Here is a 26,289-nt window from a genome sequence, read left to right on the forward strand (position 1 = left end):
ATTATGAAGCTCGCCGAACTTGCCCAGCGCCTTGGAGCCACCCTTAAAGGGGACCCCTCTGTCACCATAACCGGGGTAGCCTCCATCGAGACGGCGGGCCCTGGTGACCTCACCTTTGTTGCCAACCCCAAATATGCCGCTCTGGCTCGCACCACCCGGGCAGCGGCCATACTGGTCGATCCGGAATTCGCCGAGATCACGACTCCGACCTTGCGGATTACCAATCCCTATCTCGCATTTGCTCACGCCATCGAGTTCTTCTACCAGTCGCCCGTCTATGCCCCCGGAATCCATCCGACCGCGGTCATCTCTCCGTCCGCGAAGTTAGGGACGAACCCGCACGTGGGCGCTTATGTGGTGATCGGAGATCACGCCGTGATCGGCGACAATGCTGTCCTGCTTCCCCACTCCGTGATCTATTCCCATGTCCACGCCGGAGACAATCTCTTCCTGCACTCCCACGCGGTCGTCCGGGAACACTGCCGTCTCGGGGACAACGTCATTCTCCAGAACGGGGTCATCGTTGGCGCAGACGGATTCGGATTCGCACGGCAGAGTGACGGCAGCTGGTACAAGATCCTCCAATCAGGTCCCGCCATTCTTGAAGACAACGTCGAGATACAGGCGAATTCCTGCATCGACCGCGCCTCCATCGGAGAGACCCGAATCGGCCGCGGCGCAAAGATCGACAATCTCGTTCAGGTGGGTCACGGCTCGGCCATCGGCGAGGATACACTGCTGTGTGCGCAGGTGGGTCTGGCTGGATCGACCACTGTAGGGAAAAATGTCATCCTCGCCGGCCAGGTGGGCGTCGCAGGGCACTGCACGATCGGGGACGGAGTCATTGCCACAGCCCAGAGCGGCATCCCCGGCGACGTCGAATCAGGCAAGGTCATCAGCGGCTATCCGGCCATCGACAACCGTCAGTGGCTCCGGGTAGTTGCTCTGATGAATCGCCTTCCGGAACTCCTCCGCCAGATCAAAGCCTCATCCAAAGGTTGAAGCCTGATTCTGCATCGAAATTGCCGCAAGACGTGGCCCCTGCGCGGAAGTTTTGCATCAAAGAATCCAGCGATGGCTGAGCCGCCCGAGAACACAACGCTAAGTGTGTCTTCCACCTCTCCGGATATTCGGGTTCTTCTGCTGGACGATGAACCGGCAAATCTGCATCTGCGGACCGCGATCCTGCGGCAGCATGGGTATAGCTGCGTTCCCGCATCAACCATCGAAGAGGCCACCGAGGCATTTAACAACATCGATATTGCCGTACTCGACTACCATCTTGGCTCGGGGCGCTTCGGAACCGAGGTCGCCAGCCACCTGCGCCGGACCCGCCCTCACGTCCCCATCATCATCCTCTCCGCCACCCTGGAGCGGCACTTCGGCGGCGCAGAAGACATGCACCTGCTCAAGGGATATAGCTCGGTCGACGATCTCCTCTCCGCGCTCAGCTCGCTTAAGGCCAAGCGGCTGGGATCGCCGGTGGTCGTCGATGCGCGGGACTTCTTCTATTCGCGCATCTCGCTTGCGATAGGCTCCGATGTGCTTGTCCAGATCTTCGATGACCATGGCGTCTGGCTCTATTGCAACGATGCCGCGGCTGACTACCTGGGACAAAACCGTGACTGGTTCCCCGGCCGTTGCGTCTTTGACGAGATGCCGACCCTCATGCGCGACTGGCGCGACGTTCTTCGGACCGTCGCCCAGACCCGCGAGACCTACATCGACCGCACACGGCGCGGCCTGCTGGCACTGCCGCGTCATGGTGAGCAGAACGTTACCTGGAGCGTGCTTGCCTTCCCGATCACTCTGCACGACTCCCGCACCGGGGTCGTTCTCACCGCGCGCGTCCTTGAACGCTCCTCTCCGTTCGCTTGATCTTTTGGCCGGCAAGCACTCCTCATCTTGAGGAGACGTTTAGAACCATCCGGCGGCATGGGCCTGTTACCTTTAACGATGTATGCGTTCTCTTCGCGGCCTTCTGGTGTTGCCTGCTGTGTTTCTCATCTCCGGTTGCCACTCAGCCTTCGTGGAAGCTACCGTCTCCAACCGAACGCCGCAGCAGTTGCGGCTGATTGAAGTGGATTACCCCAGCGCCAGCTTCGGAACCCAGACCCTTGCGCCCGGGGCAGACTACCACTATCGCTTCAAGATCATCGGAGAAGGCAAGCTCACCCTGACATACACCGACGCGGCGAATAAGGAGCAGAAGTCCAACGGCCCCGAGCTGAAAGAAGGAGACGAAGGTCCGCTCCACATCATCATCACCCCTTCCGGGACCGAGTGGCAGAACAAGACGGCCATCCATCGCTAAGGTGTATCGACATATTTGGGCTCCAATGCTTACCGACAGCCGGAGGAAATTGGAACGCATTCCCGGCAGCCGCCATCTAAGCCAGATATGAGCATGGAACAGGTGAAACTAGGTTCACAGGGTGCAGTCGTCTCCCGCATGGGGCTGGGCTGCATGGGGATGAGTGAGTTTTATGGCCCGCGTAACGACGAGGAATCTGCCGCGACCCTTCTTCGGGCGCTCGATATGGGTATCAACTTCCTCGATACCGCGGATACCTACGGGATTGGAGACAACGAGGAGTTGGTTGGACGAACCATCCGCCCGCGTCGCGACGATGTCTTTCTGGCGACCAAGTTCGCCAATATTCGCAAAAAGGATGATCCCACCTACTGGGAGATCAGCGGAAAGCCGGAGTACGTCAAGTCCGCCTGCGATGCCTCGCTGAAGCGTCTGGGGATCGACCACATCGATCTTTATTACCAGCACCGCGTGGACCCAGAAGTCCCCATCGAGGATACCGTCGGAGCGATGTCCGAGCTTGTGAAAGCTGGCAAGGTAAAGTACCTGGGCCTGTCGGAGGCCTCCGCCGCTACTATCCGGCGCGCTCACCAGGTGCATCCCATTACAGCGCTTCAGACGGAGTACTCGCTGTGGGAGCGGCATGTGGAAGACGAAATCCTTCCTGCCATTCGAGAGCTTGGCATCGGATTCGTGCCGTATTCTCCGCTCGGTCGGGGATTTCTGACCGGAACCATCCATAAGCCCTCTGACCTTGCTCCCGGGGATGCACGTGCCGAGCGCTATCCCCGATTCACCGGCGAGAACTTCGATAAAAATCAGGCTCTGGTCGAACGCGTCCGCGCATTTGCAGAGCGCCGCGGCATCACGCCCGGACAGCTTGCGCTTGCATGGGTTCTCTCCAAAGGGAAAGACGTCGTTCCGATTCCGGGAACAAAACGGAGAAAATATCTCGAGGAGAACGCTGCTGCCGTCGAGATCCAGTTGACCCCAAGTGAGGTCAAAGAACTGGAAGCGGCGATTCCCCAGAACCAGGTAGCGGGCGACCGCTACGCCGCGCTCAACATGCAGAGAATCGACACTTCACGCTGAATCTTCTTCCAACAGGTGGCGGCGATTCTTTCACCTCACACCTCGCCGGCGCCTGTTGGCTGTGAATCAGTCATCTCCTGCTCCTGTCGCACGTTTTCGTTCCGGATTCAGTGCATGATCCGTCGCGGTAATCTCCTGAGGCGGCTGCCCATTCCTCTTGTTTCGTGACGAATAGGCAAAGATCGCAACGAGCACCAGGATGAACGCAACTGCTAACCATATAAATGTAAGCATCTGCTCTCTTCCTCCTGACGTTTTCTTCGTACCTGTCTGGTTGGATGCTTTCCTGCGAGTTGGCGCTGACTGCAAAGGCAGTTCGCGGCCAAACAATTCCGTTACGATCTCCGCTGCTATCCTGTAGTTATGCCTCGCGGTTACTTCATCACATTTGAGGGCCTCGACGGCTCCGGCAAGACGACCCAACTCCGTCGCCTCGCAGCCTGGCTTGAAGCTGAAGGGCATCGCGTCGTCACCCTGCGGCAGCCGGGTGGAACCGTTCTTGGCGATCGCATCCGCTCCATTCTGCTCGATTCACGTTCCGAGACCACGCTTGGACCCATTGCTCCGCTGGCCGAGATGTCCCTGATGTTTGCCGACCGCGCCCAGTCAATCCACGAGATCATCCTCCCTGCTCTCGAATCGGGCGCCATCGTCCTCTGCGACCGCTACACCGACTCCTCCGAGGCCTACCAGGGCGCGGGGCGCCAGCTCGGCAGTGAGCGCATCCTCACGATGCACCGCGCCGTCTGCGACGATCTACAGCCCGATCTCACTCTGCTGCTTCTGCCATCGATTGAAGCCTCTCTTCGCCGCGCTCGCGGACGCAATAAGCGCCGTATGCAACAGAAGGGGCCCGATGAGAACCGTTTTGAACGCGAAGATGACGACTTCTATCGCCGCATCTATCGCGCCTACGAAGAGATCGCGGAGCGGGAGCCCCAGCGTGTCGTGCCCCTCCGCGAAGATGCCTCCATCGAGCAAATTGAGGAGAGAATTCACGAGATCGTATCAGCCCGCATCCCAGCGCCTGTCATCTAATGCGGCATGACGCATCATAAAGACAGAAGATGGAGACTTCCTCCCGGACTGCCTTATCCGCTTCACTTTTATGCGTTAAAACCGTGGGTTAAGTTCGGTGAGCCCATCCGGCTCTTTGAGTACCTGCACCGCACCTATGGCCCCATCGCACACTACCGCTTCATGGGGACCCCCATCATCTTCCTCAACGATCCGGAGTACATCGGGGAGGTATTGGTTACTCAGGCGTCCTCCTTCGTCAAAGAGCGCACCGTCCGCCGCATGAAGATTCTGCTCGGCGAAGGGCTGATTACCTCCGACGATCCCCTCCACATCCGGCAGCGACGCATCGTCGCTCCCGCCTTTCACCGGCAGCGCATCGCCGCCTATGCCGATGAGATTGTCGCCAGCTCCGCTCGCCAGGCCGCCGCATGGAAAGACGGGGACACCCTCGACATCTCCGCCGCCATGATGGCCCTCTCGCTAGAGATCGTCGCCCGGACGCTCTTCGATACAGAAGTCACCGATGAGATTCGCGGCATTAACGATGAGGTCAACGCGATCATGGGCATCTATAACTTCCTCATCGCCTTCCCGCGCATGGAGAGTGTGCTGCACCTACCGATCCCCGGGGTCATGAAATTCCGACGCTCCAGGGAGCGGTTGGATCGCGCGGTCTACCGCCTGATCGAGGGACACAAGCGCGCAGGCGTCGATAAAGGAGATCTGCTCTCGATGCTGATCCGCAGCCGCGATGAGCAACCCGACTCCTCGGGCGAGCACACCGGCATGTCCGATACCCAGATTCGCGACGAGGTTCTCACCATCTTTCTCGCCGGGTACGAGACGACCGCGAATGCGCTCGCCTGGACCTGGTACCTGCTCTCGCAGAATCCCGAGGCAGAGGCAAAGCTGCACGCCGAACTCGACACTGTACTTGGGCACCGCCTGCCAACGCTCGCCGATTACCCCGCGCTTCGTTACACCGAGCAGGTCTTCGCGGAATCCATGCGCCTCTATCCACCCGCCTGGGCCATGGGCCGGCAATCGACCCGACCCGTCACACTAGGGCCTTACCGCATCCCACCGGGCGCTCATTTCTTCATGAGCCAGTACATCGTCAGCCGTACCCCTGAGTTCTATCCAGACCCGCTCCGCTTCAATCCGGATCGCTTTACCGTCGAAGCCAAAGCGGCGCGGCATCGTTTCACCTACTTCCCCTTCGGAGCAGGCTCACGACAATGCATCGGAGAAAACTTCGCCTGGATGGAGGGTGTGCTCGCCATCGCGACCATCGCCTCACGCTGGCGAATGACGTATCTGGGCTCGACTCCGCCTGTTCCGCAGGCAAAGATCACCCTGCGACCGCGCGATCCCCTGATGGTAGGTCTGACAGCGCGCTACCGATCCTAGCGAATCCGGAAAACAAGGCCCGCGCTCACCTGCAACAGGTTCGAAGAGGGATAGCTGGCAGTGACGTTCCCAATCGCAGCAGTGCTCATCGTTGCCAGCGAGCCATAACCGACCTCAATCGCTCTCAGGTCAACATGACTCCCCAGCTTGTAGTCTGCGCCGGCGTAGACCGCATATGTTCCCCTGCTCACGCGCACGGACGTATGCGGTGCCCGGGTGGTGCCTGCACCGCCGGAGAGCTGGACGTATGGTCGCCACGATGGCGAAAGGTTCTTCGCTACTACCCGCACGCCGATCAGAAAGTCGTTCAGCCGCGCGTTGTTTGCTCCGACATAGACGTCGCGCAGATCGAAACCCACGTCGACGTTCTTGCCGTGGAAGTGGTCGTAGTACCCTCCGATGCTGGCCCCCCAGAAGGTTCGCGAGGTCGTGCCGTCTCCCAGGAACGCGAACGGCCCGGAATCCGGCTGCGAGTTGCTCACTCGAACAGCGATCGGGTTCACATAAAGGCCAACCTGCGCTTGAGAAGAGACAGGAATCAGAAACAATGCCGAGAGCACAACCGCAAACCACAATTTCATCTACACAGGTCCTTACTTCAAAGGGTGTCGGGAGACAACATTTTGCTATGCACTCAAGTGTATCGAGCGCAAGGGGATTCAGTACACCGCTGGCCGAAAAAGTTCTCCTTTAAAAGGATCGGAGCGACCGCATGAAATTTCAGCGATCCCCTAAAATCCCTCGATTGATCGAGACAGTTCGCTATCCGGCCCGCGCTTTTCCTGTCTAAGCAGACTTCTCCACCAGCCTGGGATTCAGCGTATAAGTCCCGGTCAGGGTCGCCCTGGCAAGAATATGCCCCTCCAGCGCCTTCTCGACACTGTCGCCCGTCAGGTGGCCATCGACCTCAATCCTCTCCACGTCCAGGGCGTACAGCGTAAAGACATAGTGATGGACAATGGAGTCGTTCCACGGAGGGCACGGCCCGTCATAACCGTAATAATCCCCTTCCATCGCCGGATCGCTCGCGAACCACCCCGTGTAACTGTTGATACCATGCCGCAGGCCCCCGGGAGCCGCCGGCCCTCGCTTGCCATGTGCCGTAATGCCATCGCTCTGGCTGCCCGCCGCAATCTCCCGCGCACCCCGAGGAAGATCCAGCAGAATCCAGTGGTAGAAGTTCACGCGCGGCAGATCGGCAGGAACGTCCCTGCCCTCTTTGTTCACATCGTCGCCTCTGCTGGGAACGTCCGGGTCATGGACGATCAGCGCAAACGACTCCGTCCCCTCTGGAACATCGCTCCACGCAAGCTGCGGGTTCCGGTTTTTGCTCAATGCTGCGTGATTCTTTGTATCCGGCACCGCAAAGGCGAACTCTCCGGGAATCGGCGCTCCATTCTTGAAGCTGCTGCTCGTCAGGTTCATGATCGAAAATCTCCTTGCTTCAAAATACAAAACTTCTCGCCTCAGCCGCACTTCAGGTTCCGCGTCTCAGAAAACCAGCTCGTTGATCAAATCAGCGTATCTTCTTCGATCGAACGAGGTTCAGCCGTCATGCCCTTTTTCGATGAAAATCCCCACTGCATTGGAAGAATCGAAGCTCGCACCCGGAATCGCTACAGGAGTATCGTATCTCGCAAGAGAGGTGTCTATGCTCAGGAGAGACTTCCTTCGCCGCTCCGCCAAAGGCCTCGGAGCCGCCTGGCTCGCCAGCAACTCCCCTGCTTCCGTGCTGGGTCTTGAGCCGCTCGCCAAAAAAGTAACTGCTCACGACGAGGTCGTCCTCGGCAAGACCGGCATCCGCACCTCACGGCTGGCCATGGGCACTGGGACTGTTGGCTTTGGCGGTGCATCCAACCAGACTCGCATGGGATCCAATCCCTTCACAAAGCTCCTGCTCGACGGGTACCACGAGAATGGCCTGCGCTTCTTCGACACAGCAGACAGCTATGGCAGCCATCCCAATGTCCGTGAAGCCGTCAAGCAGCTTCCGCGCGACAAGGTCGTCATCATGACCAAGTCCGATACCCGCGATGCCGCAGGGCTGCGGCGCAACCTCGACCGCTATCGCCGCGAGCTGGGTGTGGACATGATCGACATCGTCCTCATCCACTGCGTCACCGAAGTCGATTGGACGACACGCTACCGCGGCGCCATGGACGTGCTCTCGGAGGCAAAGGAGAAGGGCGTCATCCGTGCCCATGGCTGTTCCTGCCATACCATCGAAGCGCTCCGTGCTGCAGCCGCCTCCCCCTGGGTCGAGATCGACCTCGTGCGCCTGAACCCCATCGGCTCTCACATGGACGCCGATCCTTCTACGGTCCTCAAGGAGATCCAAAAGATGCGCGCCGATGGCAAAGGCATCGTCGGTATGAAGATCCTCGGCCAGGGCGACCTGCGCGACCGCCCCGCCGAAGCTATCCGTTATGGGCTCTCTACAGGCGTGCTGGATGCCTTCACTATCGGAGCCGAGTCCCGTAAAGAACAGGATGGCCTGACGCGAATGATCGCCGCCGCTTGAACATGACAGCGTAATAGCAGCAGATGGGAAGCCGCCTTCAACACGTCGTCATTCTGAGCGTAGCGAAGAATCCCTGTATTCTTCCGCACCGCCGCAGTATTCTGCTCCGCAAAAGAGACAGCCCACAAAGACTGCCTCTTCAGCCCTCGGTTTCCTATTGCTCCGGGGCCGCTCTCCGCCTGCGCCCACTGATCAGGTAAACCGCCGCCCGCAGCTCCAGCAGTGGATCATCGGAAGGCTCAATCCCATCCAGGCGCGGAATCGGATCGAAGATAATCTGCTTCTGCTCGTGCGCATTATCGGCCACCGGATCTTTCAGCTCCAGGGTGCCGAACTCAACCACCTTGCGATTCTGCGGCCAGTGGACCGTGACGTCGTTCACCACATCGCCATCCTCTGCGACCTGAACCGTAATCCTGAATCGGATCGGGCCCTTTCCAAGGCGCTCCGTCAGTTCGTCGAAGAGATAGTTCGGGCTCTTCGCGGCTGCGTCCTCCGCGCTCAAGTGCGCCACCTCGTCCTCCGGAGCGATCGTGTAGCGTCCAAACCGGCTTACGCCGTCCTTATTGGTAAACTTCATCGCCGTAAGCCCGAAGTACTTTTCCTGAGCAAAGCTCACCGGCAGCGGAGTAATCGCCTGCACAAATGCCAGAGCCTTGGGATGACTCCCGACAAACTCCTGCACCTTTGCCTTGTCCTCCTGCGTCACCGCTCGCAGAAATTCCAGAAACTCCCTGCCGTCCGTGGCTGGAAATGCATTCGCAGAGTGTGCCACGATATCGGTATGGACATGCTCGGCCAGGTTGAACCGGATCGCAAATCCCCTTGGATCGGCTCCCATATCCGTGTCCGGTACCAGCGGCAGTCCCGTCGAGTCCGAGAATCTCACTGTCACCGGCGTTGAAGTCTGCACGGCATGCTGAGCCCGCGTCAGCGAGACCGCCTCTGCCGATGGCGTAAATGTGCCCGTCAGCATCATGCCCTTGGCATGGACCGGTCTGAATCCGGGATGGGGTCCAAAAACCTTCTCGAATGCACTCAGGATCTCTTCGCTCAGCGCAATCAGCTTCTCATCGTTCGGAAGTGGCATGATAAATCTCCTTCATCTCACAATGGCTTGGGTAAAAGATGGCGTCTCGAAAACGGCATGCAAAAGGCCGCGTTCCCACGTGAATCTGAGCCCGGACTACGAGGATTGTTCCTTATTTGTAGCAGAAACGACGAGAGCCTTCTTCAAAGGCAGAGGGAACGGCCCAGGAGCAGGAGACGTGCGGCAAGGGCGAACCCAATCGCCGCAACATCTCACTCCCCTGCTGAAGCTGCACTGAATATGTGCGGGATGAGGCGGTTTGCCTCGCTCGACTCCACCCTAGTCCTTACTTGTCGAAGGTTCTCAACCAGATATCTCGCACCGAGATTTTCGACGGCTGGCTTTCAATCTCGAATCCGATCAGCCCCGGCTGGTTGTTCACCGAATCCTTGTTGTCATCGATAAACACCGCCATCAGCTGGCCGTTCATAATGTGCATCATCACGCCCCCGCGCGCGATGACCTCATAGTCGTTCCACTCGTTCACCTTCACATAACCGCCGAGTGCCTGCTTATCCCCGATGTTTGCAACCAGGCGGTTCGGCTGCCCCGGCAGAGCCTCCGTCACCTGTCCGCGGTACGCCAGGATGCCCTGCATCGTGTTCTCGGAGTACCACTGCCCCGTATGATTTGCCGACGTCGCCGTCACCGGGAACCAGAAGTCCGCCTGCGGCCCCGTCATCATGAACTTCAGGTCATACGGAGGCACGCCCTTCGGCTGCGGACGCGTCCACGGAATTCCCGTCACGCTGCGATACTGAATTCCGCCGCCGCCACCCTTCTCGATCTTCATCTGCAGCTTCAGGTCGAAGTCCCGCGTCTTGTCGCCGCGATAGACGATGTAGTTATTCCCCTTGGGCTTGCCCTCGTAGGTTTCGCCGATCATCATGCCGTCTTCCACCCGCCAGATACTCGGGTCTGCATCCCACCCGCTGAAGGTCTTGCCATCGAAGATCTGCTTGAACCCGGTGTGCTCGTCGATGTCATAGGGCGCGGGATCATGAAACTTTGGCATCCCCGGAAGCATCTTCCCGTCCGGCCCTTGCACCGGCGGACGTGCGGAAGGTGAAACCAGTGCGGGTGGAACCTCCTGGGCCTTTGCCAGCGGCAAAATGCTGAAAGCCCCTGCGGCATACACACAAAAACGAACGAAACTGGCTCGGTAAAACGGGCGAAAGAAGATTGGCATGGCTTTCAGACCTTCAAATTGAGACGTTTCAAAAACATCGAAAGTCTAGCTGCAGGAGAAGTTATTTGGCGAGAGCCAATGCGAAAATAAATCCGCACGGAATATTGACTCAGGGGATATTTTCCGCAGCCCGAGCTCACAGGTACGGTCAAAATCCCGGGCCCAGCCCTTCCGTCAAATCGGTTTACATAAAAAGTGTCATCCTGAGCGGAGCGTAGCGAAGTCGAAGGATCTGCGGTTTTCCTCTTGTACCCTAAACAACAGGGAGCAAGACCAACTCACCTTCCCCGCAACCGGGTCATCACCCGCCGGTCCCGCTTCGTTGGCCGTCCACTCTCCCACGTCGATTCATAGATCGGCATTGCCTTCTTCGCCTCCACCACTGCGGCCCGCGCTGCTTTGCTTTCGTCTGTCTCTCGATATAGCCCCTGAGCTAGCGCCGCCGGCCCTCTCACATCGCTCAACCCCAACACCTCGATCACGAACTCGCCGGAGTCATTCTTCACCCGCATCATCTCGCCAGCATGGACCTCTCGTGCCGCCTTCACAGGCTGCCAGGCCATCTCGCCCTTCTTCCAGTCAATCCGGCCCAACTCACACGCCTTCACTGCCAATGCACGCGTTTTGAAGAACCGCGCCGCCCAAAGCCATTTGTCCGTCCGTACGGAATCCATCCCCATATTTTCTCTCTCATGGGCAGGTATCCTCAAAACGAGTCTGCGGCTGGAGAGACTCTATCGGAGATTCGCTGGATCGAACAGGCCGCGCGTCCGCCGGGTCACCAGCGGAAGCACCACAATCGTTCTTTCCTGCCAGTAGCCGAGGACGCCCAGGCCCCGCATCCTCTGTTGCGTCTCGTAGCGTGCATCCGACGCGTGCTGTTCCAGAAAACGGCTGGCCTCCACCCGCGTTGTAAAGGTAACGAAGTCGTCGGGATGGCGGTCTATATCCTCTCGCAGACTCTTCAGCAATGCATCGTCTGCAATGTCCTCTGGCAGGTTAATCACCACAGGCTGGTGCACGTGCAACTCCGTTCGCGTCGTCGCACTCGCCGTGGCACAAAGATGTCCGGCGAGAAACACGGCGATGGCGAATCTGAGAGCAACATGCATCTTCCGATTCTGACCTCACCCCGTAACCACCGTAATGCCCCAAACGGGTTATGCGGCTCTCAACCCCGTTTCACCGCTCTAGACCCAGCCGCCGTCGATCACATAGCTCTGATTCGTAATAGCCGCGCTGTCATCGGAGGCGAGAAACAGCACCAGCCGCGCCACCTCCTCCGGCTCGATCAGGCGCTTCAACGCCTGTCGCTTCAGCACCTCGGCCTTATACTCCTCAGTCAGCCATAGCCGCCTCTGCCGCTCCGTGGCGATGGCGCCCGGCATCACGCAGTTCACCCGGATATTGTCCCCGCCCAGCTCATGGGCCAGCGTTCGGGTCAGCCCCACAATGGCCGCCTTGGCGGTCACATATACCGGCACGCCAGTTGAGGGGATCACCCAGCTGATCGAGCTCATATTAATGATCGAGCCGCGCCCTGCCCTGCGCATTGCCGGAACCACTGCCCGAGTCATGAAGAACTGGTGCTTCAGATTGACCGCCATCATTTGGTCCCAGCTCTCCGGGGTGACCTCATCGACGCTGTGGCGAGCGTCATTCGCCGCGTTGTTTACCAGAACGTCAACCATGCCAAACCGTGAGAGGATCTTCGAAACCGTCTCCTGAAGCTGATCGGCCAGGGTCAGGTCGCATGAGAAGAAGACGGGGGGCTTCAAACCGTCCTTCTGCAGTCGACCGCTCAGATCTGCAGCAGCATCTTCCTGAACATCCAGAAAGACCACCTGCGCCCGCTGTGCTGCAAAGCCTTCAACGATCGCCGCCCCGATTCCCGTTGCTCCTCCGGTCACCACCACCACCCGGCCTTCCAGGCTCGGATACGTTGCCCACCCGCTCATCGCGTCTCCTGTGCTCCCATCTAAAAGAATTCAGCCATCGCAAGACTCGTTCCCGCATGAAATCCTGTCAAGCCTGCCGATGAACTATCTACTGTCGGAGCAATCACTTTCGCAGTCCCGAACTGCCCACTCGAATTCTCTATACTGAAAGAAAGCCTCGAGCAAACGAAGGTCTGATCTGTCCTGACGTTGATTTGTCATGACACGGTGTCGACCGAAAGTCCGGACCTAAGCATCTTTTTTCGAAGACTTTACGCAAAAACTGTATGGGAGCAGGCATGACAGAAGAGAGCAACACCATAGCCGGAACGGGTGAGAACCTGACCATTGGGGTACTCGCCCTGCAAGGAGCCTATGACGCGCACGCGCAGGCTCTGCGCCGGCTGGGCGCTACCTCCAAACTGGTTCGTCTGCCTGCGGACCTGGAGGGCATCGACGGTCTCATCATGCCCGGTGGCGAATCCACTACCATGCTCAAGTTCCTGGAGCAGCGAGGCTTCTTCGACGTCCTCAAGGAGTTCACCCACACGCAGCCCACCTTCGGAACCTGCGCCGGAGTCATTCTGCTGGCAAACGAAGTCACCAATCCCGGCCAGAAGTCCCTCGCTGCCCTCGACATCACAGTTGAGCGGAACTCCTATGGCCGCCAGATCGATTCAAGCATCTTCGAAAGCGAGTCAAGCCTGCCCGGCGGACCGCTGGAGATGGTCTTCATCCGGGCGCCGCGGATCACCCGCGCCGGAACCGACGTCGAGACGCTCGCCAAACGAGGTCAGGACCCTGTTCTTGTCCGCAGCGGCCATCTGCTCGCTGCAACCTTCCACCCCGAGCTGGGCCACGATCTCCGCATCCATCAGCTCTTTATCGACATGGTCCGCCAACACAGGCATAAAGCCTAGACGGGCTTTAGCTCAGGCCCAGGCCGCCATCCACCGTGAGAAGCTGCCCGGTGATGAAGGTAGGTGCAGTCGCAAAAAACAGGACGGCGGCAGCGACGTCCTCTCCCGTTCCGTTGCGCTGCATCGGGGTCTTGCGGGCGAAGTGCTCGTAGGCCTCTTCCACCTCTCCCTGGACGATCATGCCCGGCGCGACGGCATTCACGCTCACCTCAGGAGCCCACGCCTTCGCCATCACCTCGGAAAGCATGTGCAGCGCCGCCTTCGACGTGCAGTAGTGCCCGTGCGTGGCCCAGGCATGCTGCCCGCCCAGCGAGCCGATATTCACAATGCGCCCCTGCACCCGACGGAGATGAGGCAGCGCCGCCTGGGCCATCAGGAACGGCGCCCGCGTATTCGTTGCGAAGATCCGATCCCACTGCTCCACCGTAATCGCTTCAAGCGGAACAGACTCGAACCTGCCGGCGTTGTTGACCAGCAGATCGATGCGCCCGAACTGGCTGGCCACCTCCGCAACCGCATCCTGAATCGCCTGCGGATCGCAAAGGTCGCAACGAATCGCAAGCGACCTGACACCCAGAGCAGCCAGATCAGCTGCTGTCTGCCGCGCTCCTTCGCTGGAATCTCGATACGTGATGGCAACGTCGGCGCCCTCTGCCGCAAGCGCCAATGCAATCGCGCGTCCGATGCGCTTGGCAGCTCCGGTCACCAGGGCAGTTTTTCCCGAAAGCCGCATCGATCGTCGCGTTCCCTTGTTTATTGTTGCGGCGCGGGCTGCTGAGACGAATCGCTATGCGCCGGTGGCTGAGAACTCTGCGGCGTTGCACCGGAGTCGGACTTCGGAGCAGCCGGCTTTGGCCGGATCGGTTCCTGCACTCCCCATTTGCGCTTCGATGGCGCATTATCGTTTTCGCGGTAGGACGAGACCTGTTCGCGAGGGGTCAACATCTCGATCGCGATCTCTTTCGTCGGCTCGTCCACCTGATAATTTTGAGCGAACGTCGCCATACCGTTGGCAATGACCTGAACAGTCACCTGTGATCCTGTCGGGATAATGTCGATAGTCGCCTTGCCGTCCGGATCGGTCTTCACCTCGAGATTACCGATATCCTTGCCGTCCTTATACGGATTGAACACAACCGCGGCATTCATGATCGGTTTGCCGGTCGACTTCTTGGTCACCAGGACGGTGATCTTCGAGGTCTCCGGGGGTGGCTTGTACTTGCGACCGCGGCGCACAGGAGAATCCTGCGCCAGCAAGCCGGACGTGGCCAGCACAGCCGTAACACATACAAGAGCGAGGTGAGTGACAAGATTGCGACGCGACAACATCATGGCAGCTATTTTACGCCGCCCCGCCTCCAGTTCGCGATTCTGGGGTTGATCGTTCCGGCCCCTGATCGTTCCCTATTTCATACCATTCTCCTGTTTTTGATCGTTCTGCGGTAGAAGCCGCTCCGGGTCGCGCTAGGATATTTGCATGGACATGAAGCTGGTATTTCAGGATGCAGCGGGATTCCAGACCCCACTGTTGACCGTTTTTGCGGTAGATGCCTCCATTGGCAAGGATGCCGATCCGCTGATTGCGCTGCTGACGACCTCCGATTCGATTACCAATGCCGCGGCATCTCTGATCGCTTCGGACGAGTTTAAGGGTGCTCTGGGTGAGCAGGCGATGCTCCACGCCCCGGCCGGTCTGAAAGCTGAGCGCCTGTTGATTGTTGGGCTGGGAAAGGCCAAGACGCTTTCGGTGGATGAGGTTCGCAAGGCCGCCGGAGCAGCCGTTCGCTGGGCCAAACCCCGCGGAGTTCGCCAGATGGCGATCGCGTTTCCTGAGGAGCATGCTCTTTCCGACGAGCACCTGGAGAACCTGCCGTGCACACTTCTGAGCCGCGCCCTGACGGAAGGAGCTATCCTCTCGGAACGAGACTGGGATACCTACAAGAGCGATAAAAAGGACCGGTCTATCGAGGGGCTCACTATCGTTGCTCCATCGGGAGAGGAATCCACCACCCGTGAGATCCAGCAGGGATTTGACGAAGGCAAGATCATCGCCAGCGCACAAAACTTCGCCCGCGCGTTGGTGAATGAACCTAGCAATGTCCTAACCCCTACCGAACTTGGGCGGCGCGCCGCAGCGATGTGCTCGGAAAAAGGGCTGAAGTGTGAGGTCTATTCGACGGCAAAGCTCGAAGAGTTGAAGATGGGCGCCTTTCTGGCCGTGGCCAAGGGATCGGTGCAGCCGCCAGCACTGGTGGTGATGACCTACGAGCCGAAGCTGGAGAAGGGCAAACAATTGCCGAAGGATGCTCCTGTGCTGGGACTGGTCGGAAAAGGAATTACTTTCGACACCGGCGGCATCTCGCTGAAGTCCGCAGAGGGCATGGAGAAGATGAAGTACGATATGGCGGGAGCGGCCGCCATGATCGGCGCCATGCACGCCATCGCAGACCTGAACCCTGCGGTCAAAGTGATTGGAATCGTCTGCTCGGCAGAGAACATGCCCAGCGGCACTGCTTACAAACCGGGCGACGTGTTTACGGCTATGTCCGGCAAGACAGTCGAGATTCTGAATACCGATGCGGAGGGCCGCCTGGTGCTGGCTGACGGCCTGCACTACGCGAAGACGCTCGGCTGCACTCACCTGATCAACGCGGCCACCCTGACGGGAGCCTGCGTGGTGGCACTTGGAATGATCAATGCCGGCCTCTTCTCGAACAACGAGGATACCTGTGAGCGATTTACACGTGGGCTGCGAGCCTCCGGAGAGAAGTTCTGGCGGCTTCCCTGCACCGACGACTACAAGGATCTGATCAAGAGCCAGATCGCCGACATCCAGAACACGGGCGGCTCGCGCTGGGGCGGAGCCACGACCGCAGCCATGTTCCTCAAGGAGTTCGCAGAGGACACGCCATGGATCCACCTGGACATCGCAGGCTGCGCCTGGAACGAAGAGATAAAGCCCTGGCACCCCAAGGGCCCCAGCGGTGTCGCCGTGCGCTCCATTGTCGAATGGGTGCGGACGTTCGCATCGTAATGATTTGTGCAACCAAAAGAGCGGCCCTCTCTAAGGGGCCGCTCTTTTCTTTGCTTCCAACTCTCAACTATGCGGCAGCATGCTGGACTGCGCCCCTTTGGAACAGGTCGATCATGGCGCGGTTATAGGCGGGAATGTCGTCGGGTTTGCGGCTGGTGACCAGGTTGTTGTCCTGTACAACCTCTCGATCGACCCACTCCGCGCCTGCGTTCCTCAAATCGGTCTGAAGCGAGGGCCACGAGGTCATCGTGTGACCGCGGACACCGCCGGCATCGATCAGGGTCCAGGCTGCATGACAGATCGCGGCAATAGGCTTGCCATCGCGAATAAAGCTGCGCACAAAGTCGATGGCCGCCGGCTCCAGGCGTAGATGATCCGGATTCATCACACCGCCGGGAAGGTGCAGCCCGTCATAGTCGCCGCTGTTGGCCTTCGAGAGCACGACGTCTACCTGAATGTCATCGCCCCAGTCGGTCATATCCCAGGCTCGTATTTTGTCGTTCTTGATGCCCGATTGCGGTGCAATCACATCTACCCTGGCGCCGGCCTCTTCGAGCGCCTTCTTCGGTTTCGTCAATTCAACCTCTTCCACACCTTTCGTGGCGAGGATCGCGATACGGCGACCTTTCAGACGACTGCGGTCATCGTTGCTGAAACTTGCCATGAAGCACCTCCGCCCGGGGCGATGCTCCGGGTCAGCAAGATGAGATTCGGGTCTATCGACGGGCGTTGTCCTTCAGGATGTGGAGAAAGGACTTTGTGGATTGGCTCCCCCCGCCGCTGCAATCCGTCGAACTCCCTCAGAGAGGGCCACTCTCGGTGTGATGAGGCTGACAACGATGCGTTCGGGCTCCGGCATTCCATAGAAGGAGCCCGGGTGAACTACAACAGCATCCTCGCTCAAGAGTCCTTCGGGGGTGATGCCCACGCTCCGTAGCCGGACTACAGCACTCCAGCCAGCGTCGGTATGCAAGACCTGAAGCCCGTTGTCCCTGATTGCATTCAGATTTGCTGACGTTCTCTCCAGGATCTGCTTTTGCAGGGGAAAGCGACTCTGGAGCCACAGAGGCAGGGCCAGCTGCGCCGGCGCGTTCATGGAAAGAAAGGTGTCGGCGATGACCTCAAGCCTCGCCAGCGCGGCCTCTCTTCCGGCGTCGGGTCCAAAGGCTGCAATCCAGCCAACCTTCATCTGCGGCAGACCCGCAATCTTGCTCATGCCGCTCAGAATAAAGGTAAGTACCGGATGAGGTCCGCATGCAAAGCTCTCGATTTTTCGTTTTCCGAGCGGGTAATCGAGGAAGACCTCATCGACGATCATGGCCAGGCCGCGGCGACTACATATCTCTTCAAGACGAGTGCGCTCTTCGCGACCCGTGCCATGCCCAGTTGGATTATTGGGATGAACGAGCACGATGGCGCGTGTCTTAGGCCCAATCCTGCGCTCTAGCTCAGCGAAGTCGATCCACCAGCCGTAGTCGTAGAACAAGGGATAAGGGCGAAGACGCACATCTTCGAGATCGGCAAGAAAATCAAAGAGGGGATAGCTTGGCTGCGCTACAAGAATCTCGTCGCCTGCGTCACACAACAGGCGGAAGAGATAACCATAAGCCTCACTGGTGCTGGTGGTCAGGAGAAGAGCACCGGGACTGACCTGTGCGCCATGATCGACATAGTAGCCCGCGACGGCTTCACGTGCAGAGAGCATCCCGCGCGGATCGGGATCATAGGTAAGGGCGCGAGAGTCAGACAGTGGCGCGAGAACAGCGTCGTGATCGTAGATGAAGCCGCACACGGTTGGATTTGAGACAGTAAGATCGACGAGATCGCGGCCTTCGGACTTTGCCTTTCGAATCGACTCTGCAAAGGAGCTTTCGCGCAGGTCCCAACCCGTTCGTGATGAAAATCTGTAACTCACACCTTCATGTTAATGGTTTCAGAATAGAAGTTTCCTACAATAGCCTTATCCATGAATTCCATTGAAGCAGTCCTCTTTGATTACGGCATGGTCCTGTCCGCTCCTCCTGATCCCGCTGCGTGGCAGAAGATGCGCGAGATTACTGGCTTTGACGAGCAGACCCTGCATCGTGGCTACTGGACACCCCGCCACGCATACGATCGCGGTGACCTGAATGGTCTTGCTTACTGGGAGCAGGTCGCAAGCGCTGGGGCAACCGGCTTCACGCCCGAACAGGTACAGCAGCTGATCAATGCCGATGTTGCGCTCTGGACGCGTCTGAATACCCCCATGGTTGAGTGGGCGCAACAGCTGCAGCGTGCGGGCGTTCGAACCGGCATCCTCTCCAACATTGGGGATGCCATGACGGACGGCTTGCTGGGCAAGTTCGACTGGCTGCAGGATTTCCATCACTGCGTCTGGTCTTACCGGCTGCGTGTGGCCAAACCTGAACCCGAGATCTACCAGGCAGCAGCAGAGGCGCTTGGAACTCCGCCGGAGAAGATTCTGTTTATCGATGACAAGGCGGAAAACATCCAGTCCGCACACGAAGTTGGAATGCAGGCGATTCAATACAGCGATCACGAATTGTTTGTGCGCGAGATGGAGCGGCAAGGGTTTGCTTCGCTCTTGAAAGTCGGTCTTTAAGATTTCCGACGGAGAGTGATTTGTGTTTTCCCGTTTTGGGAAGCTATATGACATTCGTACCGTTCTCCTTCACCAACTCACTCAAGTTGCATGTATGCATGGATATTGAGGGCAGGCTGCAAGCCGCGATGAACCCGCAGCCAGATAACCATGAAGCTATTCCGGGCACTTCTTCTTCCCATCGCGTGTCTTTCCGGCCTGCTGCTGGTCACAGGCGCCGCGTGGGCCCAGGTGAATGCGCAGATCGCATTCGCCGGACTGCGAGCTGTCGCCGGGAAGGGCCAGTTCAACAGCGTCAAAACGGATTCGGCAGGCAATCTGTATCTTCTGTTAGATCAGAAGGACGGTGTCCGCATCCTCAAGGCTGATCCGTCGGCAACGCAGGTTCTCGCGGAAGCTCATATCGGCAGTCAGGGCGATATTGGAATGGCGTTGGCCCTGGACCCCGCCGGGAATGTCTATGTGACCGGAACCACCACCTCGGGGACGGTCCCCACGACTGCAGGCGCTCCATTTCCTTCGCCCGCAGACTCTTCAACGAATGGATTTATCGCGAAGTTCGATCACGACCTTCACCTGTTGTTTGCGACTTACACAGGAAGCGGCCGCATGTCTCCGGCGGCGATCGCAGCAACCGCAGACAGCGTCTTCATCTCAGGGGGAATCTACTCCTCTACTTTGCCAGCGACTTCTTCGGCAGTCATACGCCAGGTACCAGGCGGGAGCACGGGGAACGGCTTTGTCGAGGCCTTCCGCTCTGATGGGACCGCTCTTATTTACGCCACCTATCTGGGAGGATTTGGAGGGAATACCGCAGGTGCTGCCATTGCGGCGGATGGCAATAACAATGTCTATGTTGCCGGATACACCACCGCTTCCGGCTATCCCACGGTAGCGGCCGTCGTTCCTCAGAGCACAGCCTCCGGTTCCGGCTTTCTGACACGTCTGACCGCAGCCGGTGACGGACTTACGTTTTCGACGTTTATTCCCGGTGCGGGCATCACCTCGCTCGCGCTCGATCCGGCTACGCAGACGCTTCTGCTCTCCGGCAGCATCGATCCAGGCCTCTTTCCGGTCACCAGCGTGTCTACCCCGATGGTAACGGCGGGCTACCAAGCTGTGGTTCGCGTGCCGCTCGACGGGAGTACGGTTCTCTCTTCCACCCTGCTGGCCCCTGGGACGCGCTCGGTGGTTGCACCCGCACCCGATGGAACGGCATGGGCAGCAACCGATCTCACCGCTCCGCTGTTTCCTGTGCCGCCTATCTCCAACGTCGGGTCGAGCGCCGGATTCCACATCTCTGCTCAGGGGACGGTGGATCAGAGCGTTCGTTTCGGCGGATCGACAACGTTGACTTCGGCCATTCCTGTCACCATCAACTCCATTACCTTCGACCTGAGCGGGCAGGCTGTTTTTGCCGGGTCTGCTGGGCCAACGACCAGCGCCAGCCTGCTCGCCACAGAAACCTACGACCTGCCGCTAGTCCACAGCCCGTCTGCTCTGCTCCCCTCCACCGTACGCGATGCCGCCCTGGTGCCGGGATCGAACTGTGGCAGCATGTGCGCCGGCTCGGGAGCATACCTGACGAAGCTGAATCTCACCTCGGGTCCTTCGCTTGCACTCTCGACCGACGCTCTGCCCAACGTGGTGCTGCGCAATCTGGGATCTGCTGCGGCGAACAACCAGCAGGTCAGCACCAGCGGTTTTGCGCTCTCGCACAATTGCCCGGCGCAGCTGAATCCAGGCGCAGAGTGTAACCTCGCTCTAAGCGGAGGGCCGGGCAACCTCACGGTCGGGGCAACAAATGCAGCATCCCAAACGATCGCTGCTTTCAGCAGTCGGCCGTCCTGCTTCCAACCTGGTCTATGCCCCCCATGAACTGGACCTCGGGGTTCTCACGCCGTCCGATCCTCCGGTCTTGCGCACGGTTACGGTCAGCAATCTCGGCCCTACGGCGGTAACAACGGCGATCCCCGTCTCCTTTCCTGGAAACTCTAATTACACGATCGGTCTCTCGGGCGATTGCCCCGGCTTCGGTTCGTCCCAGCCTCTCCAGCCAGGCGCAAGCTGTCATCTCGTCGTTCAGGCTTCCGTGCCTTCCACGCTGACCACCTCTTCGCCTTTTGAGGCGATCTGGTCTTCGAGATCAAGCTCGCTCACCATCACGGGATTTGCGGAGCAGAGCGCTCTCCATGCCTCGTCCACTGCAATCGACTTCGGCACGCAGTTTGTGGGAGGATTGCGGCTGCCCCGGTATCTTTATCTGTCGAATAGCTCTGCGACATCCATACCGCACACTTCCGCAGCACTGCCGGAATCATCCCCTTTTATCGTGGTGGATCGCTGCCCGACCGTGCTGGAAGCGCATACCGTCTGCCAGATCCAGATCGACTACTCTTCTCCCCAGACATCGTCCGACAGTGTGACGTTATCGACCAAGGCCTCGAAGTGCTCGTTACGGGAAGGACAACTCCGCAGCCGGGCACCAGCGGTCAGACGGCGAATCCGAATCTTACTGTCAGTCCAGCCTCGCTTAATTTCCCCAATGCAGTCGTCGTGACCGGAACTTCGGCCAGCACGCTGACCGCGACGGTTACAAACACCGGGGCGCAACCGTTTCCTGTCGGGATTGGGGTGACGGGAGACTTTATCGACTCCACCAACTGCAATGGCAGCCTCGCTGGAGGAGCCTCGTGCTCGGTCGTCGTTACCTTCACGCCATCGCAGCCCGGCACTCGGCAGGGACTGCTCTCGGTCGCGACCGGAGCGGCGAGCACACCGGTCTGCGTCGGCCTCACCGGAACAGCGCTTCCCATTCTTCCCGCGAACAACGGCTCGCTCGATCTGGGCAGCACTCCCGTAGGCCAGCCGGTGGTTGAGTGGTACAAGATCGCGCAGCCTCTCAACCGCCTGACGGCCACGGCCAGTGGAGACTTCAAGGTGCTGGTGGTGGAAGACATCGGTTATGGTCACGGACAGGCGGCGGCATCGGAGTTCACCTCTTCCTCAACAGGCTCCTGCATCAACTGCTGGGTGGGTATTCAGTTTTTGCCATCCACTGCCGGCGCGTACCAGGGAACGCTCAGTTTTATGTCCGCCAGCAACGGTGCGGCATATTCTGTAACGCTGCGGGGAGACGGCCTCCCGCTTAGCGGACTTCTGCTGACTCCAGCCCAGCAGGACTTCGGTCCGGTGGCCGTTCACAGCTCCAGTCCTGCCAGCCTCTTCACCCTGACCAACCTCACAGCATCAAACGTTACCTTTTCGACGCCTTCTACCAGCGAAGATTTTATTATCCGGAGCGAAGTTACTGGAGGCTCTGCCTGCATCGGGAGCGTCGCTCCAGGAGCCTCCTGCTTCGTCCAGGTAGCCTTTGCACCGACTGCGACCGGCCCCGCCGCAGGAACCCTCACACTCACCTCCGACGGAGGGACCGCAAAGGCAGCGCTGACTGGATACGGATCTCCCGATACCGGACTGTCGCTCAACCCTGCCGCGCTTGTCTTTTCCAACGTACCCAGCTCCTCGGCAACCCAACAAACCATTACCGTCTCGAATACGGGTGCCTATGATCTCGAGATTGCCGCACTCAGCTCCAGCTCTTCTGCTTTCCAGACAGGCATCACCTGCGGAACCCTTACCGCAGGCGCAAGCTGTACGGTTACCGTGAACTTCGTACCGCAGAGCGCGCAGGTCTCTGCGGTACTTTCGATTCCAGTCACCAGCAGCGCTCCAGGCGATCCGCAGACGACGTACACCATTCCACTCTCCGGTGCGTATACAGCCGAGAACAGCGGACTGCAGATTCTTCCGGCCGTAAGCGACTTCGGTCCGACCGCAACGGGCACCTCCGGCATCGTTCGCCAGTTTGTCGTAAACAATCTCACGATGCAGACGGTCGACCTTGGACTGAGCCTTCCCCGCCAGTTCAGCCTGACGGGATCGACTTGCTCCACACTCGACGCGGGTCGGGGATGCACATTCAACGTGGCGTTTACGCCTCTCACAAACGGAGCCGTAACAGGCACAATCGCTGCACATGCCACGCCTGCGGGCGGAGGCGTGACGCTCAGCGGCCTGGGCTACGTCAAAGGATTCGGAACCGGGCAGGCGTCGCTTACTGTTACCGGCGATCTTTTGCCGGGCAATCTTCTCGCGTTCGGGCAGGTTCCATCCGGGCAGACCTCGATCCAGAGCCTGACCCTGACGAACAACGGCAACAGCCTGATAACTGTTCGCCGCATTACCACTGAGTGGCCCTTCCTTTCGACGACGAACTGCGGGATGGCGCTCTCTCCCGGCGAAAGCTGCACTGTCACCATCACCTACTCGCCCCTTGATCAGGTTGCGACCGGGTCGAGTCCCGCACCCTTCAATACCGACTCCGGAACAATCGTCATCGAGAGCGATGCCGCCTCCAGCCCGGAGCTGATTCCATTGAGCGGTACGGTTACTCCGCAGTATGTCACGGTTCCCCTGAACGCCGCTCCGGTCTATGCCTATATCGTCTCGCAGGGCTCCGTTCACTTCGACGCGACCCGCGCAGGGGAGGCATCGCCCGCACAGATCCTCAACCTTACCAACACCGGAACGGGAACCATTCACGTCAGCGGACTTCGCGCGCCAGCGGATTTCTCCGTACAGGGAGACTGCTCGACGATCGTCGCTGGAGCGAGCTGTCCCCTGCAGTTGACCTTCATACCGCAGGGGTCGCCTTCGCAGACCGCCTCCACGATCCTGGGTGCGCTTGAGATCCTTTCCAACTCCAGCACATCGCTTGAGTTCGTAAGTTTGTCCGGCACCGCCACACCTTCGAGCCTGGCGATCTCGCCAGCATCTCTCAATTTCGGGCAGGTCCTCGTAGGCAGTTCAGCAACGCTTCAGAGTGTTGTTACGAACTACAGCTCCGGCCCGGCGACGATTCGCAACATCACTGCCAACGGGGATACAGCCTTCAGGGCAATTGTCCAAGGCCGGGAGCCCAGCTGGCTGCGTCGGCATCATGCAGCCTGCAAATCATCTTCAGGCCCGCACAGGAGGGTGTGCGCGCAGGCGCTGTCGCTGTCTCCAGTTCGCTGACGACGCTGCCGCTAGCCATCAGCCTCACCGGAACCGGAATCCAGCTCCACCTCCTGGCCACGCCCAGCGTTCTTTCGTTCGGAGACACAGCTCTGGGAACCTCGACGAGCCTTGCAGTTTCGATCACCAACAGCGGAACTGCGCCCGTCAACGGCGTCAGCGTCTCCACTACAGGTGATTATGCCGTACAGAAGCCCTGCCCCCTTACAACCCTTGCTCCAGGAGGTCGCTGTGATCTGACGATCGTCTTTACCCCCAAGGCAGCGGGAAATCGCCCAGGCACGTTGCGCGTCACCAGCTCCGATCCCGGATCTCCGTTAGCGATGGCGCTGACAGGGAACGGAGTGGCGCCAAAGGGGTTCGTCTTTTCCGTCGATGGTGCAAGCACATCTGCCCTCACGATCAAAAGCGGGGCGTCTGCGGGATATCACCTGTCGCTTGCACCGCAGAACGGATTTACCGGCACGGTCGTGGTGAACTGCACCCCGGTTCTGCCGGCGCAGTATGCATCCTGCTCGCTGCTACCGTCTACGGTGAACCTGACAGGAACATCAGCCCAGACCTCGACGGCCACACTGAATACGGTGATGAAAGTGAGCACCGCCTCGTCTTCAAGTACACAGGCATTGCGGTGGGCTGTTCTCCTGCTTCCCTTCGGAGTCTTTTTCGTGCGCCACCGTTCGAAATCCGTGCTATTTCTTCTGCTGGTCAGCGGAGCAACGCTTCTCACCTCCGCCTGTGGAAGCGGCGGGACAGTCGTCATTAATCAGGACGATCCAGACCTCCGCTACACACCGCCGGGAACCTACCAGTACAGCGTAACGGCAAGCACCGTAAACGGCACTCCCATCAGCCAGACCATCACCCTCAAACTTATCGTGACGAAGCCGTAAATTCCCTGTTCAAAGGCGTGGCGTCACTCCCTCCAAAGGAATGGGAACCTGCTCGACGATCTCAATGCCGAAGCCCTGAAGTGCAGGTACATGTGTGGGCGTGTTGGTCAGCAGCCGAATCTTATGGATTCTCAGGTCAGAGAGAATCTGTCCTCCCAGACCCACCTGCCGCAGGGTTCGCTGGGCACGGTCTTCGTGGCGCTCGCGCGCGCGATGGTCGCGATGGAAGACCACGCGATGCGGCGTCACGCTGCGATCGATCCCGAATCCCGTGCCGCCGTTGTGCAGGTACACCAGCGCCCCGCGTCCTGCCTCGGCGATGATCCTCAGTGAATTGTCGACCACCGCTCTACAGTCGCAGAGAGTCGTCCCGAAGACGTCACCGGCCAGGCAGTGAGTATGCACGCGCACGGGAACGGGCTCCACCCCTGCGACGTCACCATAGACCAGGGCAACATGAGACTCTCCGCCTTCAACCTCGCTCTCGTAGGCGATCACACGGAAGTCGCCGTATGCCGTCGGCATGACGGACTCCGCAACGCGATGGATATAACGCTCGTTCTGCAGCCGGTACCGGATCAGGTCGGCCACGGTCACCATCTTGAGGCTGTGCTCCTGGCAGAACTTCACCAGATCGGGTACCCGCGCCATCGTGCCGTCGTCGTTCATGATCTCGCAGATCACGCCGGCAGGAATCAAGCCTCCCATCCTGGCCAGATCGACGGAGGCCTCGGTCTGGCCGGCGCGCACCAGTACACCGCCTTTGCGGGCCCGCAGAGGAAAGACGTGCCCCGGACGCGCGAGATCGTGGGCGGTGGAATGGGGGTCGATGGCAACGCGGATCGTATGGGCGCGATCGGCGGCCGAGATGCCGGTAGTGACTCCCTCGCGGGCCTCGATGGTTTCGGTAAACGCCGTACCGAACCGCGAGGTGTTCTCCTGGGTCATAGGGGAGAGTCGAAGATAGTCCGCACGCTCTTCGGTCAGCGTCAGGCAGATAAGGCCTCGACCGTACTTCGCCATGAAGTTGATCGCCTCCGGAGTAACGAACTCTGCTGCCAGGGTAAGGTCGCCTTCGTTCTCACGGTCCTCATCATCGACAACCACCACCATCCTGCCTGCACGAATATCCGCAACCGCTTCACTGACCTCAGAAAACATAACTCGATTCCTCCGGCAACTCTTTCG

General features: G+C 59.3%; 27 protein-coding genes. 13 read left to right on the forward strand and 14 right to left on the reverse strand.

From position 1 onward, the window contains the following. Positions 1–3: 3 nt before the first annotated feature. The 4 genes from lpxD to GWR55_RS05440 all read left to right on the forward strand — a co-directional run bounded on the left by lpxD (position 4) and on the right by GWR55_RS05440 (position 3,406). Positions 4–1,002, forward strand: a complete 999-nt coding sequence (lpxD, locus tag GWR55_RS05425) for a UDP-3-O-(3-hydroxymyristoyl)glucosamine N-acyltransferase (protein ID WP_162401348.1) — start codon at positions 4–6, stop codon at positions 1,000–1,002. Between the two features lie 72 nt (positions 1,003–1,074). Continuing rightward, positions 1,075–1,878 (forward strand): hybrid sensor histidine kinase/response regulator, encoded by an 804-nt coding sequence (locus GWR55_RS05430; protein ID WP_162401349.1) that lies wholly within the window; start codon positions 1,075–1,077, stop codon positions 1,876–1,878. Between the two features lie 82 nt (positions 1,879–1,960). Beyond that, a complete protein-coding gene (locus GWR55_RS05435) occupies positions 1,961–2,314 on the forward strand; it encodes a hypothetical protein (protein WP_162401350.1) in 354 nt (117 codons plus the stop codon). A gap of 93 nt (positions 2,315–2,407) precedes the next feature. Beyond that, complete coding sequence (locus tag GWR55_RS05440; RefSeq protein WP_162403790.1) at positions 2,408–3,406, forward strand: aldo/keto reductase; 999 nt, start codon at positions 2,408–2,410, stop codon at positions 3,404–3,406. 66 nt (positions 3,407–3,472) lie between these two features. On the opposite strand, the gene GWR55_RS05445 is transcribed toward GWR55_RS05440, so the two are convergent. Next, positions 3,473–3,640 (reverse strand): hypothetical protein, encoded by a 168-nt coding sequence (locus GWR55_RS05445; RefSeq protein WP_162401351.1) that lies wholly within the window; start codon positions 3,638–3,640, stop codon positions 3,473–3,475. Positions 3,641–3,769: 129 nt separating this feature from the next. Between GWR55_RS05445 and tmk the strand changes: the two genes are divergently transcribed. Beyond that, on the forward strand, positions 3,770–4,444 hold the full coding sequence (gene tmk / locus GWR55_RS05450; RefSeq protein WP_162401352.1) for a dTMP kinase: 675 nt from the start codon (positions 3,770–3,772) through the stop codon (positions 4,442–4,444). Positions 4,445–4,450: 6 nt separating this feature from the next. After that, positions 4,451–5,836, forward strand: a complete 1,386-nt coding sequence (locus GWR55_RS05455; RefSeq protein WP_162401353.1) for a cytochrome P450 — start codon at positions 4,451–4,453, stop codon at positions 5,834–5,836. Here GWR55_RS05455 and GWR55_RS05460 read toward each other — a convergent pair. Beyond that, entirely contained in the window at positions 5,833–6,417 is a 585-nt protein-coding gene (locus tag GWR55_RS05460) for an outer membrane beta-barrel protein (RefSeq protein WP_162401354.1), read from the reverse strand. The genes GWR55_RS05455 and GWR55_RS05460 overlap by 4 nt on opposite strands. A 205-nt stretch (positions 6,418–6,622) precedes the next feature. Next, entirely contained in the window at positions 6,623–7,261 is a 639-nt protein-coding gene (locus tag GWR55_RS05465) for a YbhB/YbcL family Raf kinase inhibitor-like protein (protein WP_162401355.1), read from the reverse strand. Positions 7,262–7,487: 226 nt separating this feature from the next. Between GWR55_RS05465 and GWR55_RS05470 the strand changes: the two genes are divergently transcribed. After that, the gene (locus tag GWR55_RS05470; protein WP_162401356.1) at positions 7,488–8,357 is read left to right on the forward strand and encodes an aldo/keto reductase; all 870 of its coding nucleotides are present in this window, start codon (positions 7,488–7,490) and stop codon (positions 8,355–8,357) included. 154 nt (positions 8,358–8,511) lie between these two features. Here the strand turns inward: GWR55_RS05470 and GWR55_RS05475 are convergent, their stop codons facing one another. The 5 genes from GWR55_RS05475 to GWR55_RS05495 form a co-directional block, all read right to left on the reverse strand. Further along, entirely contained in the window at positions 8,512–9,447 is a 936-nt protein-coding gene (locus tag GWR55_RS05475; RefSeq protein ID WP_162401357.1) for a catalase family peroxidase, read from the reverse strand. A gap of 286 nt (positions 9,448–9,733) precedes the next feature. Beyond that, a complete protein-coding gene (locus tag GWR55_RS05480; RefSeq protein ID WP_238398661.1) occupies positions 9,734–10,462 on the reverse strand; it encodes a DUF1080 domain-containing protein in 729 nt (242 codons plus the stop codon). Between the two features lie 452 nt (positions 10,463–10,914). After that, on the reverse strand, positions 10,915–11,310 hold the full coding sequence (locus tag GWR55_RS05485) for an RNA-binding S4 domain-containing protein (RefSeq protein ID WP_162401359.1): 396 nt from the start codon (positions 11,308–11,310) through the stop codon (positions 10,915–10,917). Between the two features lie 60 nt (positions 11,311–11,370). Further along, complete coding sequence (locus tag GWR55_RS05490) at positions 11,371–11,748, reverse strand: hypothetical protein (RefSeq protein ID WP_162401360.1); 378 nt, start codon at positions 11,746–11,748, stop codon at positions 11,371–11,373. A gap of 78 nt (positions 11,749–11,826) precedes the next feature. Beyond that, complete coding sequence (locus GWR55_RS05495) at positions 11,827–12,594, reverse strand: SDR family NAD(P)-dependent oxidoreductase (protein ID WP_162401361.1); 768 nt, start codon at positions 12,592–12,594, stop codon at positions 11,827–11,829. A gap of 278 nt (positions 12,595–12,872) precedes the next feature. Here GWR55_RS05495 and pdxT point away from each other — a divergent pair, with 278 nt between their 5' ends. Then, positions 12,873–13,493, forward strand: coding sequence for a pyridoxal 5'-phosphate synthase glutaminase subunit PdxT (gene pdxT, locus GWR55_RS05500; RefSeq protein ID WP_162401362.1), 621 nt, complete (start codon positions 12,873–12,875; stop codon positions 13,491–13,493). A 7-nt stretch (positions 13,494–13,500) separates the two neighbouring features. Here pdxT and GWR55_RS05505 read toward each other — a convergent pair whose 3' ends face one another. Both GWR55_RS05505 and GWR55_RS05510 read right to left on the reverse strand, forming a co-directional pair. Then, positions 13,501–14,226 (reverse strand): SDR family NAD(P)-dependent oxidoreductase, encoded by a 726-nt coding sequence (locus GWR55_RS05505; protein WP_162401363.1) that lies wholly within the window; start codon positions 14,224–14,226, stop codon positions 13,501–13,503. Between the two features lie 20 nt (positions 14,227–14,246). Beyond that, positions 14,247–14,825 carry an Ig-like domain-containing protein gene (locus GWR55_RS05510; protein ID WP_162401364.1) on the reverse strand — a complete coding sequence of 193 codons (579 nt, stop codon included), beginning with the start codon at positions 14,823–14,825 and terminating at the stop codon, positions 14,247–14,249. Positions 14,826–14,970: 145 nt separating this feature from the next. Between GWR55_RS05510 and GWR55_RS05515 the strand changes: the two genes are divergently transcribed. Continuing rightward, positions 14,971–16,527 (forward strand): leucyl aminopeptidase, encoded by a 1,557-nt coding sequence (locus tag GWR55_RS05515; RefSeq protein ID WP_162401365.1) that lies wholly within the window; start codon positions 14,971–14,973, stop codon positions 16,525–16,527. A 67-nt stretch (positions 16,528–16,594) separates the two neighbouring features. On the opposite strand, the gene GWR55_RS05520 is transcribed toward GWR55_RS05515, so the two are convergent. Then, positions 16,595–17,191 carry a type 1 glutamine amidotransferase domain-containing protein gene (locus GWR55_RS05520; protein WP_162401366.1) on the reverse strand — a complete coding sequence of 199 codons (597 nt, stop codon included), beginning with the start codon at positions 17,189–17,191 and terminating at the stop codon, positions 16,595–16,597. 72 nt (positions 17,192–17,263) lie between these two features. After that, a complete protein-coding gene (locus GWR55_RS05525) occupies positions 17,264–18,442 on the reverse strand; it encodes a pyridoxal phosphate-dependent aminotransferase (RefSeq protein WP_162401367.1) in 1,179 nt (392 codons plus the stop codon). A gap of 51 nt (positions 18,443–18,493) precedes the next feature. Here GWR55_RS05525 and GWR55_RS05530 point away from each other — a divergent pair, with 51 nt between their 5' ends. Both GWR55_RS05530 and GWR55_RS05535 read left to right on the forward strand, forming a co-directional pair. After that, complete coding sequence (locus tag GWR55_RS05530) at positions 18,494–19,129, forward strand: HAD family phosphatase (protein WP_162401368.1); 636 nt, start codon at positions 18,494–18,496, stop codon at positions 19,127–19,129. Between the two features lie 150 nt (positions 19,130–19,279). Then, on the forward strand, positions 19,280–21,007 hold the full coding sequence (locus GWR55_RS05535; protein WP_162401369.1) for an SBBP repeat-containing protein: 1,728 nt from the start codon (positions 19,280–19,282) through the stop codon (positions 21,005–21,007). Between the two features lie 204 nt (positions 21,008–21,211). Here the strand turns inward: GWR55_RS05535 and GWR55_RS05540 are convergent, their stop codons facing one another. Next, the gene (locus GWR55_RS05540) at positions 21,212–21,352 is read right to left on the reverse strand and encodes a hypothetical protein (RefSeq protein ID WP_162401370.1); all 141 of its coding nucleotides are present in this window, start codon (positions 21,350–21,352) and stop codon (positions 21,212–21,214) included. Positions 21,353–21,577: 225 nt separating this feature from the next. Between GWR55_RS05540 and GWR55_RS05545 the strand changes: the two genes are divergently transcribed. Beyond that, positions 21,578–24,208 (forward strand): choice-of-anchor D domain-containing protein, encoded by a 2,631-nt coding sequence (locus GWR55_RS05545; RefSeq protein WP_162401371.1) that lies wholly within the window; start codon positions 21,578–21,580, stop codon positions 24,206–24,208. Next, a complete protein-coding gene (locus GWR55_RS05550; RefSeq protein WP_162401372.1) occupies positions 24,172–25,101 on the forward strand; it encodes a choice-of-anchor D domain-containing protein in 930 nt (309 codons plus the stop codon). Before GWR55_RS05545 ends, GWR55_RS05550 begins: the two co-directional genes overlap by 37 nt. Before the next feature lie 9 nt (positions 25,102–25,110). Here the strand turns inward: GWR55_RS05550 and ribB are convergent, their stop codons facing one another. After that, positions 25,111–26,262: a 3,4-dihydroxy-2-butanone-4-phosphate synthase gene (gene ribB / locus GWR55_RS05555; protein ID WP_162401373.1), complete on the reverse strand. Its 1,152-nt coding sequence runs from the start codon at positions 26,260–26,262 to the stop codon at positions 25,111–25,113. Positions 26,263–26,289 lie beyond the last annotated feature (27 nt).

The organism is Edaphobacter sp. 12200R-103 (genome assembly GCF_010093025.1).
Taxonomy (GTDB): domain Bacteria; phylum Acidobacteriota; class Terriglobia; order Terriglobales; family Acidobacteriaceae; genus Edaphobacter.

Excerpts from the sequence above, each read along its gene's own strand:
- GWR55_RS05435 (WP_162401350.1), top strand. The coding sequence starts at position 1,961 with ATGCGTTCTCTTCGCGGCCTTCTGGTGTTGCCTGCTGTGTTTCTCATC.
- GWR55_RS05465 (WP_162401355.1), bottom strand. The coding sequence starts at position 7,261 with ATGAACCTGACGAGCAGCAGCTTCAAGAATGGAGCGCCGATTCCCGGA.
- GWR55_RS05515 (WP_162401365.1), top strand. The coding sequence starts at position 14,971 with ATGGACATGAAGCTGGTATTTCAGGATGCAGCGGGATTCCAGACCCCA.
- GWR55_RS05485 (WP_162401359.1), bottom strand. The coding sequence starts at position 11,310 with ATGGATTCCGTACGGACGGACAAATGGCTTTGGGCGGCGCGGTTCTTC.
- GWR55_RS05475 (WP_162401357.1), bottom strand. The coding sequence starts at position 9,447 with ATGCCACTTCCGAACGATGAGAAGCTGATTGCGCTGAGCGAAGAGATC.
- tmk (WP_162401352.1), top strand. The coding sequence starts at position 3,770 with ATGCCTCGCGGTTACTTCATCACATTTGAGGGCCTCGACGGCTCCGGC.
- GWR55_RS05510 (WP_162401364.1), bottom strand. The coding sequence starts at position 14,825 with ATGATGTTGTCGCGTCGCAATCTTGTCACTCACCTCGCTCTTGTATGT.
- GWR55_RS05460 (WP_162401354.1), bottom strand. The coding sequence starts at position 6,417 with ATGAAATTGTGGTTTGCGGTTGTGCTCTCGGCATTGTTTCTGATTCCT.
- GWR55_RS05535 (WP_162401369.1), top strand. The coding sequence starts at position 19,280 with ATGAAGCTATTCCGGGCACTTCTTCTTCCCATCGCGTGTCTTTCCGGC.
- GWR55_RS05530 (WP_162401368.1), top strand. The coding sequence starts at position 18,494 with ATGAATTCCATTGAAGCAGTCCTCTTTGATTACGGCATGGTCCTGTCC.
- ribB (WP_162401373.1), bottom strand. The coding sequence starts at position 26,262 with ATGTTTTCTGAGGTCAGTGAAGCGGTTGCGGATATTCGTGCAGGCAGG.
- lpxD (WP_162401348.1), top strand. The coding sequence starts at position 4 with ATGAAGCTCGCCGAACTTGCCCAGCGCCTTGGAGCCACCCTTAAAGGG.
- GWR55_RS05520 (WP_162401366.1), bottom strand. The coding sequence starts at position 17,191 with ATGGCAAGTTTCAGCAACGATGACCGCAGTCGTCTGAAAGGTCGCCGT.
- GWR55_RS05505 (WP_162401363.1), bottom strand. The coding sequence starts at position 14,226 with ATGCGGCTTTCGGGAAAAACTGCCCTGGTGACCGGAGCTGCCAAGCGC.
- GWR55_RS05470 (WP_162401356.1), top strand. The coding sequence starts at position 7,488 with ATGCTCAGGAGAGACTTCCTTCGCCGCTCCGCCAAAGGCCTCGGAGCC.
- GWR55_RS05480 (WP_238398661.1), bottom strand. The coding sequence starts at position 10,462 with ATGCCAAAGTTTCATGATCCCGCGCCCTATGACATCGACGAGCACACC.
- GWR55_RS05490 (WP_162401360.1), bottom strand. The coding sequence starts at position 11,748 with ATGCATGTTGCTCTCAGATTCGCCATCGCCGTGTTTCTCGCCGGACAT.
- GWR55_RS05440 (WP_162403790.1), top strand. The coding sequence starts at position 2,408 with ATGGAACAGGTGAAACTAGGTTCACAGGGTGCAGTCGTCTCCCGCATG.
- pdxT (WP_162401362.1), top strand. The coding sequence starts at position 12,873 with ATGACAGAAGAGAGCAACACCATAGCCGGAACGGGTGAGAACCTGACC.
- GWR55_RS05445 (WP_162401351.1), bottom strand. The coding sequence starts at position 3,640 with ATGCTTACATTTATATGGTTAGCAGTTGCGTTCATCCTGGTGCTCGTT.
- GWR55_RS05430 (WP_162401349.1), top strand. The coding sequence starts at position 1,075 with ATGGCTGAGCCGCCCGAGAACACAACGCTAAGTGTGTCTTCCACCTCT.
- GWR55_RS05495 (WP_162401361.1), bottom strand. The coding sequence starts at position 12,594 with ATGAGCGGGTGGGCAACGTATCCGAGCCTGGAAGGCCGGGTGGTGGTG.
- GWR55_RS05455 (WP_162401353.1), top strand. The coding sequence starts at position 4,451 with ATGACGCATCATAAAGACAGAAGATGGAGACTTCCTCCCGGACTGCCT.